The 20024-nt window shown below is 72.7% G+C and carries 14 protein-coding genes; 8 read left to right on the forward strand and 6 right to left on the reverse strand.

The window, feature by feature from the left end:
• Positions 1–110 precede the first annotated feature (110 nt).
• Positions 111–290, forward strand: a complete 180-nt coding sequence (locus GA0070606_RS00110) for a hypothetical protein (protein WP_091094464.1) — start codon at positions 111–113, stop codon at positions 288–290.
• The gene (locus GA0070606_RS00125) at positions 287–7810 is read left to right on the forward strand and encodes a helicase-related protein (RefSeq protein WP_176737160.1); all 7524 of its coding nucleotides are present in this window, start codon (positions 287–289) and stop codon (positions 7808–7810) included. Before GA0070606_RS00110 ends, GA0070606_RS00125 begins: the two co-directional genes overlap by 4 nt.
• A 1109-nt stretch (positions 7811–8919) precedes the next feature.
• Here the strand turns inward: GA0070606_RS00125 and GA0070606_RS31765 are convergent.
• The 4 genes from GA0070606_RS31765 to GA0070606_RS32275 all read right to left on the reverse strand — a co-directional run bounded on the left by GA0070606_RS31765 (position 8920) and on the right by GA0070606_RS32275 (position 12942).
• Positions 8920–9786, reverse strand: a complete 867-nt coding sequence (locus GA0070606_RS31765) for a hypothetical protein (RefSeq protein WP_141721465.1) — start codon at positions 9784–9786, stop codon at positions 8920–8922.
• 228 nt (positions 9787–10014) lie between these two features.
• Entirely contained in the window at positions 10015–10980 is a 966-nt protein-coding gene (locus GA0070606_RS00135) for a hypothetical protein (protein ID WP_245724496.1), read from the reverse strand.
• 16 nt (positions 10981–10996) lie between these two features.
• Positions 10997–12493, reverse strand: coding sequence for a relaxase/mobilization nuclease domain-containing protein (locus GA0070606_RS00140; protein ID WP_091094466.1), 1497 nt, complete (start codon positions 12491–12493; stop codon positions 10997–10999).
• Positions 12493–12942, reverse strand: a complete 450-nt coding sequence (locus GA0070606_RS32275; protein WP_091094467.1) for a plasmid mobilization protein — start codon at positions 12940–12942, stop codon at positions 12493–12495. The genes GA0070606_RS00140 and GA0070606_RS32275 overlap by 1 nt, the downstream gene beginning before the upstream one ends.
• A gap of 403 nt (positions 12943–13345) precedes the next feature.
• On the opposite strand from GA0070606_RS32275, the gene GA0070606_RS00150 reads away from it, so the two are divergent.
• Positions 13346–13684, forward strand: coding sequence for a hypothetical protein (locus tag GA0070606_RS00150; protein ID WP_091094468.1), 339 nt, complete (start codon positions 13346–13348; stop codon positions 13682–13684).
• Between the two features lie 71 nt (positions 13685–13755).
• Here the strand turns inward: GA0070606_RS00150 and GA0070606_RS00155 are convergent, their stop codons facing one another.
• Both GA0070606_RS00155 and GA0070606_RS00160 read right to left on the reverse strand, forming a co-directional pair.
• Positions 13756–14895, reverse strand: coding sequence for a M23 family metallopeptidase (locus tag GA0070606_RS00155; RefSeq protein ID WP_176737161.1), 1140 nt, complete (start codon positions 14893–14895; stop codon positions 13756–13758).
• Positions 14892–15185, reverse strand: a complete 294-nt coding sequence (locus tag GA0070606_RS00160; protein WP_245724497.1) for a hypothetical protein — start codon at positions 15183–15185, stop codon at positions 14892–14894. Before GA0070606_RS00160 ends, GA0070606_RS00155 begins: the two co-directional genes overlap by 4 nt.
• A 499-nt stretch (positions 15186–15684) precedes the next feature.
• Between GA0070606_RS00160 and GA0070606_RS00165 the strand changes: the two genes are divergently transcribed.
• The 5 genes from GA0070606_RS00165 to GA0070606_RS00190 all read left to right on the forward strand — a co-directional run bounded on the left by GA0070606_RS00165 (position 15685) and on the right by GA0070606_RS00190 (position 20021).
• A complete protein-coding gene (locus tag GA0070606_RS00165) occupies positions 15685–16170 on the forward strand; it encodes a hypothetical protein (RefSeq protein WP_245724498.1) in 486 nt (161 codons plus the stop codon).
• Between the two features lie 125 nt (positions 16171–16295).
• Positions 16296–16490 (forward strand): hypothetical protein, encoded by a 195-nt coding sequence (locus tag GA0070606_RS00170; protein WP_245724499.1) that lies wholly within the window; start codon positions 16296–16298, stop codon positions 16488–16490.
• Between the two features lie 128 nt (positions 16491–16618).
• Positions 16619–17242, forward strand: coding sequence for a DUF8175 domain-containg protein (locus GA0070606_RS34115; RefSeq protein ID WP_483819071.1), 624 nt, complete (start codon positions 16619–16621; stop codon positions 17240–17242).
• On the forward strand, positions 17242–18555 hold the full coding sequence (locus tag GA0070606_RS31775; protein WP_141721467.1) for a hypothetical protein: 1314 nt from the start codon (positions 17242–17244) through the stop codon (positions 18553–18555). The genes GA0070606_RS34115 and GA0070606_RS31775 overlap by 1 nt, the downstream gene beginning before the upstream one ends.
• Entirely contained in the window at positions 18552–20021 is a 1470-nt protein-coding gene (locus tag GA0070606_RS00190; protein ID WP_091094474.1) for an SCO6880 family protein, read from the forward strand. The genes GA0070606_RS31775 and GA0070606_RS00190 overlap by 4 nt, the downstream gene beginning before the upstream one ends.
• Positions 20022–20024: the final 3 nt, after the last annotated feature.

Consider the following 20024-nt stretch of genomic DNA (forward strand, 5'->3'; position numbering starts at 1 on the left):
CATCTGACTGTAGGTAAGCGGTAGGACACGACCGCTGTCCCGGACCTATCTCGACGTGGCGTGCCGGGGCTGACTACCGTGGGCGGGGAGTCGATCACTACGGGGGCACGATGACCGACGAAGCTGCGCAGCCTGCACCGCCGCGGACTATGGACAGCACGATCGCGAGCTTGCAGGACCAAATCGACCAGCTCACGTCCACGCTGGAGCACCACCAACGGCTGTTCGAGCGGTTGCGCGCCCAAGGGGTGCTGACAGCGGGTGAGCCCGACGACGAGCGAGCTCCATGACGACGCCTGACCGCAGCGACGACCAGGTCGCGGCTGAGGTCGCCGAGCGCGTCGACGCGGCCCGCGACCGGGCTGCGGCCTTGGCGCTGCGCGCAGCGTCCCTGGACGCCCAGGTCACACCCCGACCTCCGACGCGGTCCCGGGTCACCTCCGCCGAGCAGGACCGTCTACTGGCCGCGCAGGACCTCGCAGCCCGCTTCTACCGGGCGCAGCTCGACGGGCCGGACGGCGCGGGACCACGCCGATGGCTGGCCGGGCAGGGCGTACCGGTCGACGGACGGTGGATGCTCGGGTACGCGCCGGGCCGCCCGACGGCGCTGGTCAACGAGCTGCGCCGGGCCGGCTTCACCGACACCGAGATCCTCGCCTCCGGGCTGGCCTCGACCGGCCGGGGCGGGCACCTCGTCGACCGCTTCCAGGACCGGGTCATGGTCGGCGTACGCGATCCCCAGACACACGCCGTGGTCAGCTTCGTCGGATACGCGCCGCCGGGAGCCGACCCGTCGGTGCCGCCGGTGCTGCACGGCCCGGCCACCGCAATCCACCGGCCGGCCGATGCGCTGGTCGGGCTCGCCGAGCAGCCGGAGCGGACCGGCCGGCCGGTGGTGGTGGCCACGTCGGCGCTGGAGGCGATCGCACGGTCCGCGACGGCCGGCGAGGACGCCCCGGTGGTGGTCGCACCGTGCGGGCCGACCCTGACGCCTGGACAGGTCGCGGTACTCACCGAGCAGACCGAGGTCGCTGCGGGCGTGACCGTGGCCATCGGTGCCAGCGAGGCCGGCCGGCGCGCGGCGGAGCGCGCCTACCACCTGCTTGCCCCCGCCGTGCAGGCCCACCCCACGATGCCGGGAGCGCTGCGGGCGGTCGGCCCCCGGCCGCAGGACGGTGCGCGGCCGTTACTGGAGGCCGTGGTCACCGCCCGGGTCGAGTGGGCGGCCCGGACCTACCAGACGCCCGCGGGCCGCGCCGGCGTCGCCCGCTCGGCGCGGTCGCTGCTGCGCTACCAGGTCGGCGCGAGCGGGGTGGACGTCGCCGCCCTGGAGGCGTACATCGCCCGGCACCTGGACCCGGAGCCTGCCCACGACGTGCAGCCGGCGGCCATGGTCGACGTGCCGGCGCCCGCTCCGGCCGTCCTGGACGGCGCGGCCACGGCGCACGCGCCGCCGGTGGTCGACGCGGGCGAGGGGGCGACCGCCGACCCGCCCGCCGACGGTGACCAGGACGGCCCGGCCGACGCGGAGGAGACGGATGAACCACTACGGGGCGCAGGCCCAGCGGCACTGGCGGACGTACCTGCCCCAGCGGTACGCGACCATCGAGGACCCGAGCAGCTTCTTCTCGACTTTGGGGGAGCAGGCAGCGGAGCAGATCGAGCAGCGGACGCGGGAGCTGGCCGGTCCGGATCAGCCGGGCGAGGGGTACCTCGGCAAGCTCGGCCGGCTGAACGCGGCGAAGCAGATGGCGGAGGAGGAGATCCTCCCCGAGCTGATCCTGATCGACCCGAACGCCGAGCAGGCGGCGAACGAGACGCCGACCGGCTCGACGACGCCGGCGGCCAGCCCGACGTGGACGCCGCTGGTGGAGGACCCGAACGACCCGTGGTGGCAGCGGGTCGCGGAGGAAGAGGACGACCAGAACGACGACCCGGTGACACCGGCCCGGTAGCCGGTCCGGTTGACGACGTCGGCGCGGCCGGGCCCGGCGACACCGGGCCGGCCGCCGCCGTCGACCAGGCGCCCGTCGCCACGGCGGTTGATGACACGGAATCGTTCCGGCCGCGCGGGCAGCAGGACCTGGCGCCCGCTGGCGAGATGGCCAAGCTCCGGGCGAACCTGGCCGCTCTGCGGACCCTGCGGGAGGTGCAGGCCGCCGGGCGGCCGGCGACCGCCCAGGAGCAGGCTGTGCTGGCCCGCTGGTCGGGGTGGGGTGGGGTGGCGGGGGTGTTCGAGGCCCGCACCAACCATCGCGACTACGCCCGCTTCGCCGAGCAGCGAGCCGAGTTGCGGGAACTGCTGTCGCCGGCGGAGTACGCCGCAGCGGAACGCACCGTCCTCAACGCGCACTACACCGACGTCGCCTACGTGCAGGCGATCTGGGACGCGGTGCGGGAGTTGGGCTTCGACGGCGGCGCGGTGCTGGAACCGGGCTGCGGGTCCGGCAACTTCATCGGCTTGGCCCCGCCGCAGGCGCGGATGGTCGCCGTGGAGCTGGATCCGGTGACCGCCGGTATCGCCGCCGCGTTGTACCCGCACGCGGAGATCCGGACCGAGAGCTTCGCCGACACCCGCGCGCCGTCCGGCGCATTCGATCTGGCCGTGGGCAACGTGCCGTTCGCGCGGCTGCCCCTGGTCGACCGGCGACACAACCCGGGCCGGCACTCGCTGCACAACCACTTCATCATCAAGAGCTTGCACCTGACCCGGCCTGGCGGGCTGGTTGCGGTGCTGACCTCCCGTTTCACGATGGACGCCCGGCATCCGGCGGCCCGGCGGGAGATGGCCGCGCTGGCCGACCTGGTTGCCGCGGTGCGTCTGCCCTCGGGCGCGCACCGGGCCACCGCCGGAACGCAGGCCATCACCGACCTGCTGATCCTGCGGCGTCGAGAGCCGGACCGCGAGCCTGCTGCGATGACCTGGGAGCAGACCCGACCCCTGGACCTCGACACGGACGCCGAACAGCCCGAGCACGTCAACGGCTACTTCCTCGACCGGCCGGAGCGAGTGCTCGGGGAGATGGCCCTGGGGCGGGGCATGAACCGCGACGGCGAGCTGATCGTGCGCGCGAGCGGCGACCCGGCCGAGGACCTGGCGCGGGTACTGCGCGACGTCGTCGACGAGGCCCGCCGCGAAGGCCTGACCATGACGCCCCGCGGCGACGCCGACCGGCCTGCCGAACCGCTGGCCGTGCTCGCGCCGACCGATCGCGCCGAGGGCCACATCGAGGCCCTGGACGACGGCACCTTCACCACGGTTGCTGATGGTCAGGTCGTGCCCCACCAGGTGCCTGCCACGCAGGCTGACGAGCTGCGGGCGCTGCTCGGGCTGCGTGACACCGTGACCGCCCTGCTGTCCGCCGAGGCGGCCACCCTCGACGACGGTGACGAGCACGGAGGCCCGGCCGCCGAGGGCACGCCAGCGGCGCTGCGCGCGCAGCTCAACGACCGATACGACGCCTACGCGGCCGTCTACGGTCCGCTCAACCGGTACACCCGGCGTCCGACCGGCCGCACGGACCCGGAGACCGGCGAGCCGAAGATGGCCCGGATCAACCCGCCGATGGGCAAGTTCCGGCAGACCGACCCGCACGCCGCCACCGTGTTCGCCCTCGAGCACTTCGACGAAGCGACCCAGCGCGCCACCAAGGCCGACATCTTCGCCCGGCGCGTCATCCTGCCCCGTGCCCCGCAGCTCGGCGCCGACACCCCGCAGGATGCCCTCGCGATCTGCGTCGACACTCACGGCGAGGTGCGGCTGCCAGAGGTGGCCCGGCTGCTGGGTGTCAGCGAGCCGGAGGCCCGCGCCGCGCTCGGCGAGCTGGTCTACGACGAGCCCGACACGGGGCGGCTGGTGGAAGCCCCGGAGTACCTGTCGGGCAACGTGCGCGTCAAGCTGCGTGCCGCGCAGGCCGCCGCCGAGGACGACCCGCGTTTCGAGGCCAACGTGCGGGCGCTGCACCGTGTCGTGCCCCGCGACCTCGGGCCGGGCGAGATCGACGCGGCGTTCGGCGCGCCGTTCCTGCCCGCCGCCGTCGTCGAGCAGTTCCTCCGGGAGACGCTGCGTGACCCGGGGCTGCGGGTGGAGCACGTCGGCGGCTCGGACTGGCGGGTCCGCGGCTCGCGCGCCGGCGTGCTGGCCCGCTCGACCTGGGGCACGCCGGGCATGGCCGCGCCGGACCTGGCGCAGCGGCTGTTGACCAAGACCCCGATCCGGGTGTTCGTGGAGGTGGAGGAGGGCAAGCGGGCCCTCGACGTGGAGGCCACCGCTGCGGCGCAGGCCAAGGCGATTGAGCTGGAGGAACGCTTCGGCGCCTGGGTGTGGGAGGACCCGGACCGGGCCGCCGAGGTCGCCACCACCTACAACGAGATGTTCAACGCCACCGTGCCGCGCTCCTACGTCGGGGTGACCCGGTCGCTGCCGGGCATCGCGGTGGGCTTCGTGCCCCGCCCGCACCAGGTGGAGGCGGTGGCCCGCATCGTCGCCGAGCCTGCCGTCGGCCTGTTCCACGCCGTTGGGGCCGGCAAGACCGCCGTGATGGCCATCTCCGCAATGGAACAGCGCCGCCTCGGCCTGGTCAACAAGCCGGCGATCGTGGTGCCCAACCACATGCTGGAGCAGTTCACCCGCGAGTTCCTGCAGATCTACCCCCGGGCCCGGCTGCTGGCCGCCGGCCGCGACGACATGAGCACCGAGCGGCGCCGCCGCTTCGTCGCCCGGGCCGCGACCGGCGACTGGGACGCCATCATCATGGCCGCGAGCTTCTTCGAGCGGCTGTCGCTGTCCCTGGACGAGCAGCGCGCCTTCCTCGACGAGGAACTGGCGGAGCTACGCGAGAAGATCGTCCGCGCCGGTGAGCAGGCCATCGAGAACGGCGAGAGCCCCAAGCGGAACAGCACCGTCAAGCGGCTCCAGAACACCCTCGCGCGCAAAGAGGAACGGATCAAGGAGAAGCTGAGCAAGGCCCGCGATCCGGGTGTCACGTTCGAGCAGACCGGCATCGACTTCATCTACCGCGACGAGTTGCACGAGCTGAAGAACGACACCATCAACAGCGCCATCCCCGACGCCGGCCACGAGGGCTCCGACCGGGCGGTCGACTTCCGCATGAAGCTGAGCTATCTGCGCCGCAAGCAGGGCCTTCGGGTGGTGTGTGGCGCCACCGCCACCCCGATCGCCAACAGCGTGCGGGAGCTGTACGTGGTGACCCGCCAACTCCGCCCGGACCTGCTGGCGGCCACCGGCACCAGCGACTTCGACACCTGGGCGGCCACCTTCGCCAAGGTCGTCACCGCCATCGAGGTGTCGCCGACCGGGCAGGGCTTCCAGATGCGCGCCCGGCTGGCCAAGTACACCAACGTGCCCGAGCTGTCGCTGATGATGCGGACCTACGGCGACGTCCGTACGCCCGAGGATCTGGCGCTGCCCACGCCGCTGCTGACCCAACGCGACGACGGCGAACGCGCCCCGCACATCGTCACGCTCGACCCGTCACCCGAGCTGGAGGAGTTCATCTCCAGCCTCGACGAGCGCGTCGACGACATCCGCAACCGCCGCGTCGAGCCGGAGCAGGACAACATGCTCAAGGTCTCCGGGGAGGCCCGCGCCGCCTCCCTGGACATGCGCCTGATCGGCGGCGAGCAGAACACCCCCGGCAAGATTGACGCCGCCGCCGACCGCATCGCGGCGATCTGGCGCGACACCCGCGACACCGTCTACCTGCTCAACCCCGACGCCGACACGCCGGTGCCGCACCCCACCCCGGGCGCCCTGCAGATCGTGTTCTGTGACCAGTCGACACCCAGCCCGGAGAAGTGGAACGTCTACGACGCCCTCGCCGACCTGCTGGTCGAGCGGGGGATGCCCCGCGAGAAGATCCGCTACATCCACGAGGCCGACACCGACGCCAAGAAGGCCAGCCTGTTCAACGCCTGCCGCTCCGGCGACGTCGCCGTGCTCATCGGCTCCACCGCCAAGATGGGTGTCGGCACCAACGTCCAGGCCCGCGCGGTCGCGCTGCACCACCTCGACTGCCCGTGGCGGCCGGCTGACGTTACCCAGCGCGAGGGCCGCATCCTGCGCCAGGGCAACCAGAACGCCGAGGTCAGCATCTACCGCTACGTCGTCGCCGGCAGCTTCGACGCCTTCTCCTGGCAGACCGTGGCCCGCAAGGGCACCTTCATCGACCAGATCATGCGCGGCACCTCCGCCCGCGAGATCGAGGACGTCAGCGACGAGACCCTGCAAGCGCACCAGATCAAGGCCATCGCCACCGGCAACCCGCTGCTCATGGACCGCGAGCAGGTCGCCCAGGACCTCACCCGCCTTGACCGCGCCGACCGCGCCCACCACAACACCCAGGCGGCGCTGCGCCGACAGATCGGCGACCTCAAGGCGTGGATCGCCAAGGACACCCGCCGCGTCGACGTCCTCGACGACGCGATCAGCCGCCGCCAGGACACCCGCGGCGACAAGTTCACCGCCACCGTCGCCGGACACCGGTTCACCAAACGCGCCGAGGCGGGCCGGGCCCTGCAACACGCCCTGACCGCCCACTCCCAGGGCCTCGCCTCCACCGACCAGCGCGAAGCCGACGGCGTGGCCGAGCTCGGCGGCTTCCGCGTCGACGCGGTGCTCTGGACCGGCCGCGACGGACTGCTCGTCGCGCTGAAATTCCACGGAATCCCCGACTCCTCCACCACCATCAGCCTCACCGCCGCGATCGAGGGTGACCCCACCGGCCTGGTGCGCCGGCTGGAGAACCAGCTCACCGACCTCGACAGCACCCGGGCCACCGTGCAGGCGCGCATCGCTCAGCAACAAGACGAGATCGACCGGGCCGTCGAGCAACTCGACCAGCCCTTCCCACGCCGCGCCGAACTGCTGGACACCCGCCGCCGGCTGCGCGCCATCAACGCCGTCATCGACCTGATGGCCGCTCCACCACCACCACCCACGCCGAGCGCACCGCCCGCCGTGCCGGTCACCGTCACCGACTGGATGCCAGCCGACCTGCGCGAGGGCCTGACCCCCGACGAACAGAGCTGGCTCGAACGCCGGGTACAGAACGTCGCCGGCGACAGAGCCGTCCAGCAGGCCGCCCGCACCACCGATCTGCCCACCTTCGCCGCCACCTTCGACACCGCGCTCAGCCACGCGCTGGCCGACCCCGGCAACACGGAGATGGCCGTGGCCGTCATGCTCCGGTGCGACGAGCCGGACTGGCGCCACGCCCTCTACAGCGCCGCCGGGCAGGCCGTGCACCAGGTCGTCCGCGCCGCCCCACCACCGGCCCCGGCGGCCCCCACCGCGCCGCCGCAGCGTGACGTCGAGCCGGACCAACCTCAGCCGGTGAGCCCGATGACGCCGTCCGCCATCGTCGCGGCCACCACCCAGGCAGACCGGGCCCTGCTCGACGCCTGCACCAGGCAGGCCGTGCGCGTCGACCACGTCCAAGCCGCCGCCCAGGCCGGTGACGAAGCGGCCTTCGCCGCCGCCTTCACCACCGCGATGACGGCGGCTATCGATCAGCTCGACGACCCTGCCGACGCCCAGCGTCTCAGCGAACTCCACGGCAACGAGGCGTTCCGTGGCGGCATGGCCCAACTCGTGTGGAGCAAACTCACTCCGCTGCCACGCGGCGGCCAGGGCGCCGTGCCCGACTCGCGGCCGGCCGACGCCGCCGCGGTCGCGGCCACCGCGTTCCCCTCCGCCACCACCGCCGTGCCGTCGCCAGCGTCGGCACGGCCCGCAGCATCGGCGGCGCACAGCACCGCGCCAACGGCTGAAGCTGAACCCGCCCGGTAGGACAGTGGGCCGCCAGAAGAGGTGCTGCCGCGCCGCTTCCGGTCCTCGCGCCGTGGCCGGCGCTGCGGTCCGGGTCGGCTTGCCACCGATCTACCCCCGGTCACCATGCGAGGGATGCGGCAGATTGAAACAGGCGTACTAGGTTCGCCACCAGCTCAAACAGCCCCTGGCGAGTTGGCACGGATGCCGGTGACGCGCCGGACACACCGCCCAACTTGACCCAAGCCAGTGAAGCGACTGCAATGTGAGACGCACATGTAGTAGTCACACGGGCGTAAGTCGCCTACAGGTTGGGTTCGACTACCGGGATGCTCACCGGCCGAGATCAACCAACGTAGGGGGCCCGCCCGGCGTCACGACACGCCGCCCTTCGGTTCGGAGTGTCGGTCGTGTCGTGTTCGCACAGTAGGCTTCGCGAGGCAAGCCGCTACGGCCTCCAGTGTGGAACTGATCGTCCCTGAACGCGCGCGGGGGACGAAAGATCCACAGATCGATGGAGGTGGTTGGTGGCGAAGCACAGGGCACGGCCTTCTGGCCGCGGTCCGCGAACTGGCACCGGTTGGTGGCGGGACGCGGGCGAGGGAACAGCGACTGCGCTGAAGATCCTCTACTACCTGGTGATGTTGGTCAGCACCTTGACCGGCTCCACCGGAGGCGGGCTCACCTGACCCATAAGGCCAGGTGAACCGCCAACCGAACCAGCCGCTCGCTCGGGCCTCGACAACTCGGAGCGATCGGCCTCGTGTACCGCTCTGTATCGTTCTGTAGCGCACAGTGCGCTACAGAACGATACGAGCCGAGCATACGGTGGGACTGCTCCAGGGGCGAGAAAGAGTCAACGCAGTGTCGTGGATTTCTCGTCCGAGGGGTAGTCAACCGGACCGGGGACGGCGCCAGCTCGCCGTCCCCGGCACCCATCGCCACGTCAACGCCGCCGCCGGCGCGGCCAGCAGTACCAGCAGCTCGCGGAACCGCGCCAGCGGCTGAGCCTGAGTCCACCCGGTAGGAGAGTGGGCAAGGCCAGGGAAGGTGCTGCCGCGCCGCTTCCGGTCCTCGCGCCGTGGCCGGCGCTGCGGTCCGGGTCGGCTTGCCACCGGTCGGTAGACAACTCACGGTTTTCGCCGCAGCACTCCGCTGTTGAGCCACTGCACGATCGTCGCGGCCAGGTGGACCGCAGACTCTCCTTCTACCTGGGACTGCCGACGGGAGTTGGGGCTGCCGGCGTGCCGAGATTGCCCTTCCCACAGGAGTGCCATCATGTCCACGAGCCGGCCAATGCCAGCCGGAGCGCCAGTGCTGTCACCGATCGCAAGCTCCCACTGGCTTTCTTGGTTGCGAAGGTCTCGGATGACAGTACCGAGAGTGGGCCTCGGGTTACGGGGCGAAACAACTGGACAGGCCACGGCCTCCACTGCCAGCACTGCCTCGTCGTATGCCTTGTCTGCGTCCGGATTCCGTCCGTAGGCCGCCCGCCAAGCAGCCGCCAGATGGTCGGCGGCATCGTCGCGCGCGTTGCCCCGGGCGTGATCGACTGCGGCGGTGACGGTGTCATCCAGGCGTCGTTCCAGCCCGTCGAGCGTGCGGTTGACTCGCCAAGACGAGCCGCCCATGTCGAGGATCTCCCGTACCTGACTCGCGATGTGCTGCCACATCTGGAGTTCCTCTTGGTACTCCCTCTCCTGCTCCGGTGTGAGTTCAATGCCGACGTCTTCTCCGTCGTCAAAGACGGACCAGGGATGCCAGAACAGGACAGCGTCGACGACGTCCAGCAGTTCGTCGTCCTTCGCGTTGCCGAGCGCGCCGGCGCGCCGCAGGCGCAGGCGCAGTTCGCTCTGCAACCCATCGTGCTGGAAAAACTGGCCTCGCAGCCACGTCTGTAATTCGTGCTCGAGGTACGGCGGAACGCCTTCAACGGGCGGTTCGGGTTCAAGGCCAGCACGACGGCGACTGAGAGGCACCCATTCGGTGGACGTCACGGCCACAAACCCTATCCGGCAAGGACGACTTACCCCTCGTAGCTAATCTTCGCGGCGGCGTCCGGTGGCCTGCAGGTACGCACGCCCTCACCGCGGCGAGCACCTCCTCGGCCGGCCCGCCGCCGGCCCTCCCGGGGGGCAGTCGGTGGCGGGTCTGACGGCGCGGCCAGCGAGGCGGCCGTGCCCGGCCGCCTGGTCGCGCTGTTCTTAGCTGGGTGGGAGGGCGCCTTAGCGGCTGGGCGAGTCGAGGCCCGCCTCCACGGCTTTCACCGCAGACACCTGCCCGGCTGCGTCGCTGCCGGTCTTCGTCGCCGCCACAGCGTCACGGGTCGGGACGGGAAACGCCCGAGCAGCGGTCACCGCCGGTCCACTGCTGGCCGCAGTGCTCTCCGCCAGATCGGTGTAGGCCGCCTGGTTCGCAGCGGCCTCCTGGCTGCGGTCTCGACGTGCCGTGCCGAGGTCGATGCGCCCGTCGAGTTGGTCCTGCACCACCCGGCACGCAAACGCCCCTGGGGTCCGGGCCCGGTCGATGAAGTTGGGCACTCCGCGCAGCAACTGCTGTACGTCGTGGCCGGCATGCTGTGCCTGGTCGAGCGTGTACGCCAGCGCACCCCACGCCTCACACCCGAGCACCCGCTCGGCCCGCTGCCCAGACGGCCACGCCTTGCGGACCTCGGCGGCCATCCGCTCCTGCCTGTCCCGCACCGCCTCGGCGGACATCGCCGGCCGCCGCGACCGGTCCGTTGCCTCGCGCACCGCCCGATCGACGGCATCGGACAGCACCTCGATGCCGTCCGGCTCGCGCGTCGGCTCGGGCTTCTCGACCGCCTGGGCCGTCCGGCCCGCTCTCTTGGCGAGCTGGTCGACGACTGTCTGCCGGGCCTGCTGCGCCCGGGGGTCGACGTGCTGCCACGTCGACGCGGCCCGCCACACCCGAGCGATGTCCTCCGTCCCTGCGGTGCGCCACCACCCCGGGCGCATCGCCGGCCGCCACACCGCCGCGTCGGCCTGCTGTGCCGCGCGAGCCTGCGCGCGGACCTGCCGAGCCTGCTCCTCGCTGGCCCGCGCGGCGCGTTGCAGCTGCGCGATCCGGGCGTCGATAAGCACCTGGGCCAGTTGGCCGGCGGCCTGGATCGCGGCGGTCATCGCCGCGGTGGCCCGCTGGTGGATCTCGGCCATCTCGTTGTCGGCCACTACCTCTCCCCGTCTCTCATCGCTGCGTCTGCTGATCCGCCGCCGGGTCGACGCGGGCCCGAGCCCGCCCCGCGTCCGGCTCCTCCCGGCCGACGCGCGGGCCTGGAACGTCTCGCTCGACGTGCACCGCGCCCGGCGCGAGCAGCGGCATCAGGTGCGCCGCCGCCCTGGCCGCCGCGCCGGCCGCGTGTGCCTGCTGCTCGGCCGCGCGCAGCTCGGCCAACGCCACCACCAGCCGGGCCGCCTGCACGACAACGGCCAGCAGCACCGCCGCCTCACCGCCGTCGCGGGCAGGTCCGGTGACCATCAGCGCGTCGGCGACCCGGCCCAGCTCGGCGGCGATCGTCGACGCCGCCGGCGCCGGCGCGCGACGCGGTGGCGCCGCCGCACGGGCCAACGCGTCAGCCGCCCGCGTCACCGGGCCCCGCCCCGACGGCTCGGCCACGGCCGCGACTCGCGCCAGCAGTTCGGCGCTGGCCCGGGCTGCCGCCGGCCACTGCGGCGAGCCCGGCGCGACGCCAGCCAGCCGCCCGCTGATCGCCTCCAGGGCGGCGGCCGACGACCTCCACACCGCCATCCGGTCCTCACCGCGCAGCGCGGTCGATTCTGCGGAATCCGCCGCCTTCCACTGCCCGGCCGGCGGCGGGGGCGCGTCGGGCCACCGCTTGCGGATCTGGGGCAGGCTCAGGTCCCCGTCCAGGCTGCGCCCGGCATACCAGCGCGGCTTGCTGGCACCGGCCGGCCGCAGCGCCACGGCGTACCCGACCACCTGGTCCCGGTCGGTCGCCGCGGTGCGCGCAGCGACCAGAAGGCCGACGGACTTCATCCGCGCGACCCACTCCGCCTCGCTGGTGGCACCCGCGAGCGCGGCCCGGACCTGCCGGCGCAGCAGCTCCCGGTCCGGCGCCTGGTCGACGCGCCGGGCCCGCTCCACCTCGGGCCGGGTCAGCTCCGGCCGCCGGGTCGCCCCGGCCCGACCGGGCGTCCACTTGCCCAACCCGAACTCGTCCTCGATGAGGTCGGCAACCTGCTGGCTGCGCCGCTTGTCCTGCCGCAGCCACACCGGCGCCCCGTCCTCGGTGGCGAGGGTGACGACCAGGTGCACGTGATCGTTGCCCTTCGCCGACAGCCCGTGCCGCACCGCGATCCACCGGCACCCGGCCCGCTCCGGGTCGCCGGCGAAACCCATCTCGGCCACGAACCGGCCCGCGATCCGGCCCCACGTCGCATCGTCGAGCTGCCCCTCCTGCGCGGGCAGGCTCAGCGAGCACTGCCACACGTACTGCTTCACTCCGCGCTCGCCGGCGGCGATCTGCGGCGCGTCCAGCCGCGCCGCCAGCTCGTCCAGCGACCACCGTTCGCCGTCGCGGTCGTGCCGGCCAGGAGCGAGCAGCGCAACGTCGTCGTATCCGGCGACCAGGTGCGGGTCGACGTGCTCCTCGGCCTTCCCCGGGCCCCACAGGTACTCCAGCAGTCCCCGAACCCGGGTGCCGTAGGTGACCTTCGGAATCATCAGCGTCGACCGGTCTGGGCGGCGGCGATCGCGGTCACCAGCTCGTCGACGCGCGCCGCGACCCGCGCCAGGTACGCCGCTGTCGCGGCCAGGTCCCCGGCCGGCTCCCCGGTGGAGTGCAGCCGCGCCACGGCCTGGTTCAGGTTGTGCGCCGCACCCCGCACCTGCCGGTGAACGCCCATCAACTCGACCAGCAACGGACCCGTCTCCGCAGCGCCATCCGGGCCGGCGGCGGACACGAGCGGTGCAGATCCGGCCTCCGCCAGGTACGCCGAGGTAGCCATCCGGGCCGCCGCCGCATTCGCCTCAACCGCCGCCATCTCAGCCTCGGACAGCCGCACGGTCACCCGATGCACTCGCGGATCGTCGTCGCTGTGGGCACGCCGCCGGCGCTGGCTCGCACCGAACCGGACCACGCCGACCTGCGCCGGATCAGCCACGTCGATCACCCTCCCGACCGGCGTCGCTCGCCGCGTCTCGGCCGGCCGCAGCGCGGCCCGTCTGACCAAAAGTCAGACTTTTATTCCAACTTGCTCCGACAACGGAGGGCGGTCGCGTGTGCGCGACCTGAGCGTGTGGTCGCGCCGAGCGCACCTGACGGAGCGCACCACGAACCCACCCCGTGGGGGCCGGAGACGATAGCCGGCCGCCGCCCAGCATCAAGGGCGCTACGCGTCGCTGCGCGATGGGCCTGTGGCCCACCCTTGACCCTGGTCGACGACCTCGGCTGAGGCTGATAGCGCCCCCACCGGCCGGGGGGAAGGGTGGAAGAGCGGGTCCGCACCGATCGATCTTGACCGCTAGGCTCGGCGTCCTCAGCCACCCAACCGGAGCATCCTGGGGGAGGATCCCATGGCCGAACAGTCCGCCAAGGCCGTCCGTACCGAGACCGAGAAGGCGGCGCTGCAACTGCTGCGTGAGCGCGCGAACCTGGTCGGCGAGGCCGCCACCGCCCGGCATGAACGCGACCAGCTCGCCGAGGCGTTGCGTGAGGCCAGCACCCGGTACGCCGCCCGATATGCCGACGCCGTCGCCGGCGGCTGGACCGCCGACGATCTGGCGAAGCTCGGCCTGGACGCACCAGAGTCGTCCGGCACGTCCAGGCGGCGCCGCGCGCCTCGGCAGGCACAACCCGTGCAGGATCGGCCAGACGGGCTGGTGACGCCGGCCGACGTCCCGGCGCAGGCGTAGCGGCCCCGCGCACGTCACGATGACGGCCTCCCCGGCCTCGGCGGGGGAGGCCGTCATCGTGTGGGCGCCGGTCATGACCTTGTCCCGAGCGGCACGCCGCGGGCTCGCATCCACGGTTCCGGGTCGACCGCGTTGCTGCTGGTGGCGTGGTACGGCCCGGGTCGCACGTTGACGTGAACCTCGAAGTGCAGGTGCGGCCCGGAGCTGCCTCCGCTGTTGCCGACGAAGCCGATGACCGTTCCGGCGGGGACCTGCTGGCCGATGGACACCTCGGGTCGCTGGATCATGTGGCAGTAGCGGGTCACGATGTTGCCCGCGTGGCGGATGTCGACGTACCAGCCGCAGCCACGCGCACCGGTGTGCCCGTCCCGGTCGCAGGTGGTGTGCCAGTCGCACTTGACCTGCTCCACAACGCCCGTCGACGCGGCACGGATCGGGTCACCTCGCACGTCCGGCGTCGACATGTCGACGCCGGCGTGCAGGCGGCCGTTCCGGGGGCCGAACGGGCTGGTGATCATCGCCTGCAGCGGCTGTACCCACCCGCCCGGACCGACCGGTATCGGGCCCAGGTCGTCGACGCCACACGGGGCTGTCGGCGCACCACCGCCGATGTCGTCGATGCTTGGCAGACCGAGCACCCGCGCGGCGAGCTGCTCCGCGTCGGCCTCCCACTTCTGGTACGCCTCCGGCAGACCCGAGCGCTGCACCGCCTGCGCGGCGTCGGTCAGCCGCATCCGCTGCCACCCGTCGACGCGCACCAGCGCCTCGTAGAACTTCGCGGCCGCGTAGCTGGGCGTCATCCGCTCCCGCACGCTGCCCCACCCGGGACGCTGCTGGAACAACCCGACCGAGTCGTGATCGCGGCCCACACCCTCGTGCGGCAGGGACAGCGACTCGGGCACCGTCGAGTTGGCGAGGTTGCGCAGCGTGGACTCCTGCATCGCGGTGGCCAGCGCGATGACGAACCCGCGCGGCGGCACCTGACGTTGGCGCCCGACCGCCACGATGGTCGCCGCGTTCGTGCTCTGCGCGCTGTCCCACCGTCCGGCGCCCGGCACCGGTGAAGCGCCGGGTACCGACGGCACCTCGCACGCCGCCGCTTCCGCCTGCGCCTGGCCGAACATCACTAGCGGCAGACCCACCGTTCCACCGCACACCAGCATCACCACGGCGGCCACCGCCGCTATCAGCGCGATCGGTCGCCGCGTCACTGGACCGCCCGGACGAAGTCGTTGCCGGTGACCACCCAACGCCCGTTCACGGCGGCGAGAGTGACGGTCAGCGTGCCGGCGTCGGTGGGCACCTCGTACACCGCCGCCCCGCCCTTCGGCGCCCGCGTCGCCGCCGGGCGGCCCGTCACCCTGCGCGCCGGAACCTGCGCCGGGTCGACGGTGCGCAGGGCACGAGCGAAGCCCTCCTCACAGTGCGGCGCGACCCGCTGCCACCACACCTCCGTCGGCAGATCCGGCCGCGCCCACGCCGCCGCGAACGCCGCCGCCACCCGGGGTGCCTGAGCCGCCGGCGGCGGCGCGACAGGTGCCCGCTCATCGCCGTGATCGTCGCGGCCCGGTGCCTCGCCGGTCGACGTTGGCGACACCTCGACCGCGCCGGCCGTCGGATACACCGGACCGCTCAGAACCGGCGCCGCGGTGCCCTGCTCGACCGGGCCACCACACCCCGCCAACGCCACAGCCGCAGCTGCGGCGGCCAGCACCGCCCTAACCCATCCCACGTCATTGAGACGCGCGGATGCGCCCGCTCTGCGTGCCATTGACGCCCTCCCCCGTGCTGCCATTCACGTCCCTGTCCGCAGCAGAGCAATCACCATAGATCCACTCCGAAACGCGGTGCTACTGTCAGCTACTCGTCGGTGACCTTGATACACGGGGGAGGCATCAGGTGACGGGGAGCATCTGCGTGCGACGGGGCCGCCGGTGAAGACGACGGCTGTTGCCGCGCACCGCACACGCCTCGCAACCGCACCACACCTGCCCTCAGCGGTGATTCCCAACGACGTCTTCCAGGGCGGATGGCCGCCGGTCTGGTGGGTCGGATGCCACGGCGGCGCCGGGGCAAGCACCCTGGCCCGGCTCGTCGGCTTCGGGGCCGACTTCGGTCGAGCGTGGCCGCTGACGGCGCCGATGATGCCGCCCGCCCAGGTGGTGCTGGTCTGCCGCCTGTCCGCCCACGGCACCTGGGCGGCCACCGGCGCGATCGAACAGTGGCGTCGCCGCGAAGGCATGCCCGGCACCACGAGCGTGCTCGGCGTGGTCGCCGTCGCGGCCTCACCACGCCGGCCGCCCCGCATCGCCACCGAACGCCTGCACCTGCTCAGCGGATGGGCGCCGCAGGTATGGCGCGTCGGCTGGGTCGACGCACTCCTGGCCGCCGACGACCCCCGCGACGTCGGCACTCCCCCCGACATCGAGACACTCCGCCACGCCCTCGCACAGAAGATCCACACGAGACCGGGAGAAACCCGATGACGCTCACGGACCTACAGGTACGCCTGGGGCAGTTCCTGGCAGCGCCCGGCCCCACCCCTCCACCTGGCGGTGGGGTGCCGAACCCCGGCGGCGGCGTGGCACCTCCCGGGGTAGTGCAGAGCAACGTGCTGGAAATCCTCCAGTGGGTAGCCTGGCTCGCCACCGCAGCATGCGTCGGCGGGCTCCTCTACAGCGCCGCGAAGATGGCCCTCGCCCACCGCCGCGGTGACGACACCAACGTCGCCCAGCTCGGCTGGGTGTTCGCCGCCTGCCTCCTCATCGGCAGCGCATCCACCATCGTCGGGGCCCTCATCGCGTAGGCCAGGAGGCCCTCATGTCACAGCCTGACTTCGCCCAGCGTCCGCCCTGGACCCGCCCTGGTTTCATCGCCGCTGCAGCGCTGCTCGTGCTCGTCCTCGTAGCAGGGCTACTGATCGCACTGCTATCCATGGGTGACGACGACAGGAGTGGCGGTGCGGCCTCTGGTGCGCCGACGACCGCGCCCGCTGCGGCCGACAGCAGTACCGCAGAGTCACTGCCCACGGCCGTGCCGACGTCTCCACCGGCCGACGTGCGTTGGGAGCTCGTCGGCGCGTCTGCCGTACCGGTCAGCGCCACCGCAGGCCCAAAGCGGGTCACCGGGACCACCGCGTCCGGGTACGCCCACACCCCGGAAGGTGCTCTAGTCGCTGCCGCGCAGCTCATGACCAGAGCCAGCCACACCCTCGGGCCGGACTACTGGCAGCCCACCATCGAGGGCCAGTTCGTGCCGAGCGCCGACCGAGACCGCCTCGTCGCCGAATACCGCGCCAGCGACAGCGGCCCTGCCGACCCCGGCTCGCTGAGCCAGATCGCCGGCTTCACCTACCAGTCCTACACGCCCGACACCGCCGTCATTGGGCTGGTGCTACGCGCCCCGTCGGCCGGCACCCCGCGCTACCACGTGCTGTCATTGACGCTGCTCTGGCGTGACGGGGACTGGCGCATGCAAGCCCCGCCCGGCGGAGCTTGGGTCTCCATCAACCGGGTCACCAGCGACCTCACCGGCGTCGTGGAGTGGGGGCCCCGGTAGTGCCGGACGACTGCCCGATCGTCAATCCCGTCTGCGTCCCAGGTCAGGTCCTCGACACCACCGCCGGCCGGTTCCTCAACGAGCTATCCGAGCAGGCATCTGAGGCTGCCGCGGAGATGCTGAAGGCCTTGGTCGCCGGCTGGTTGTCGATCCCTACGACGAAGGTGTCCCAGGGCTCCTGCCGCACCGACGCATCCGGCGAGTTCGTCTGCGACGGCACCGTCGCCTATCTGAGCGCCTACACCAACTGGGCGGTGGCCGCGCTCGCAGTGGGTGCGGTCCTCATCGGGGCGATCCGGCTCGCCTGGGAACGCAACGGCCGCGACGCCGGCACCCTGGCCAAGGGCCTGGTGACGATGGTCGTGATCGCCGGTGCCGGTGTGCCCGCCGTGCAACTGCTCATCGGCGTTGGCGACGCCTACTCCGACTGGATCCTCGACGCCTCTGCCGACGGTGACCTGGGTGGACGGCTTCGTGCCTTCGCGCCGGCCGTCGCTACCAATGGGCTGTCCGCGCTGATGGTGATCGGCATTTCGATCATGATGTTCCTGGCCACGATGGTGCAGTTGCTGTTGCTGCTGGCCCGAGGCGCTGGCCTGGTGTTGCTGGCCGGGCTGCTGCCGCTGGCCGCCGCGTCGGGCATCGCCGGGTCCGGGCGTGCGATCCGGGACAGGTATCTGACGTGGCTGCTGGCCTTGGTGCTCTACAAGCCGGCGGCGGCCACGATCTACGCCGCGGTGTTCTGGATGCTCGGCAAGGGCCAGGACCTTACGACGCTGCTCACCGGGCTGGTGATGTTCTGCATGGCCATCGTGGCGTTGCCGGCGTTGATGCGGCTGATCGCCCCGGCGGTGTCGGTGCTGTCCAGCGGCGGATCCGGTGGTGTCGCGGTTGCCGCCGTGTCCGGGGCCGGGCAGATCGCCTCGGGTGCGATGCGACTCAACGCCAGCAGCAGCGGCGGCGGCGGGTCCGGCGGACGGTCGGGTGGTGGCGGCGGTGCCGGCCGCCCCGGCGGGGCGACTCCGTCGGCGCCCACGCCGGCACCTCACCCCTCGGGTGGGGGCACGAGAGCGGGCACGGCTGGAGCGGGCTCGGGTGCCGGAGGCGCCGGCGCGGCTGGGGCCGGCGCAGGAGCAGGGGCAGGCGCAGGAGCAGGTGCTGGCGCCGCCGGGGCCGGCGCGGGCGCGGCAGGAGCCGGCGCGGCAGCGGCCGGCCCGATCGGGATCGCCGCCGCCGCAGTGAAGGCCGGACCGGCGGCGGTGCGCAAGGTCGGCGGAACCGCGTCCGGCGCGGTGGACGGTGAGGGCGGATGAGCACCGGAGTACGGGAGCGGGCCGGCGAGCAGCAACGCACTTACGGCAACTGGCGGCTCGGCCGTGGTGCCGGGTTGTTCGGGCTCGGTCCGGTCGGCACGATCGCCGCGTTCCTGGTGATGGTGCTTTCCGCCGGGATGTTGCCGTTGTCCACGGTGGCGGCGCTGCTGACCGCCGTGGTCGGCACGCTGGTGCTGGCGCCGTTGGCGATCCGGGTGAACGGGCGCACCGGTTTCCAGGTCATCACCACTCGGGTCGCGTGGTGGTTGGGGCGGGCTCGCCGTCAGCACGTGTACGTCTCGGGTGTCGCGTCCCGCGTCGCCGCCGCCCACCAACTGCCCGGGGTGCTGGCCCGCTCCGAGGTGTATGAGGTGGAGACCGGCCGCTCGGGGCTCGTCGCCGTGGTTGTGGTGCCGCAGAGCCGGCACTACACGGTCACCCTGCGGTGCGCGCCGGAAGGGATGGACCTGGTCGACCAGGCGGTCATCGACGCCCGCGTCGGGCACCTGGCGGCCTGGCTGGCGGCGCTGTCGCGGGAGCCGCAGCTCGTGCAGGCCCAGGTGACCGTCGAGACCACCCCGGACCCGGGCACCCGGCTGGCCGCCGAGGTGGCCGCCACGTCCCGGCCCGACGCCCCGGCGCTGGCCCTGCAGGTCCTCGACGACGTCGTGCGCTCGTACCCGGCCGGTTCGGCGTCCGTCGACACCCGGGTGTCGCTGACCTACACCGCGCCGCCGGGCCGGTCGATGTCACACGAGGACGTGTGCCGGGAGGTCGCCGCCCGGCTGCCGCACCTGCACGCCGGGCTGACCGGCGCCACCGGCGCCGGCATCGTGCCGATGTCCGCCCGCGGTCTCGCCGGCGTGGTGCGCGCCGCGTACGACCCGGCCGCCGCCCTCGATCTCACCCGCGACCCGCAGCTCACCCCCGACTGGCCGCAGGCCGGCCCGGTGGCCACCCGGGAGAGCTGGGACTCCTACCGCCACGACTCCGGTGTCTCGCGCACCTGGTGCATGGTCGAGGCCCCGCGCGGGGTGGTGTACTCGCGGCTGTTCGCCCGCCTCACCGACCCCGACCCGCAGCTGCTGCGCAAGCGGGTGAGCATGATCTACCGGCCCTACTCGCCCGGCGAGGCGGCTCGGCTGGTCGAGTCCGACAAGCGCGACGCCCGGTTCCTGGCCGGCAAGAAGCACCGGCCCAGCGCCCGGGACCTGACCGACCTCGCCGCCGCCGACCAGGCCGCGGAGGAAGAGGCCGCCGGCGCCGGGGTCACCCGCTTCACCGTGCTGGTCACCGCCACCGTCGCCGACGAGACGCAGCTCGACGAGGCCACCGGCATCATCCGGGCCCGCGCGGGCGAGGCCCGCCTGGTGCTGCGGCCGATGTTCGGCTGCCAGGCCGCCGGGTTCGCCGCCGGCCTGCCCGCCGGCGTGGTCCTGCCCACCCACGCCTCCATCCCCTTCTAGGAC

The organism is Micromonospora citrea (assembly GCF_900090315.1).
GTDB classification, from domain to species: domain Bacteria; phylum Actinomycetota; class Actinomycetes; order Mycobacteriales; family Micromonosporaceae; genus Micromonospora; species Micromonospora citrea.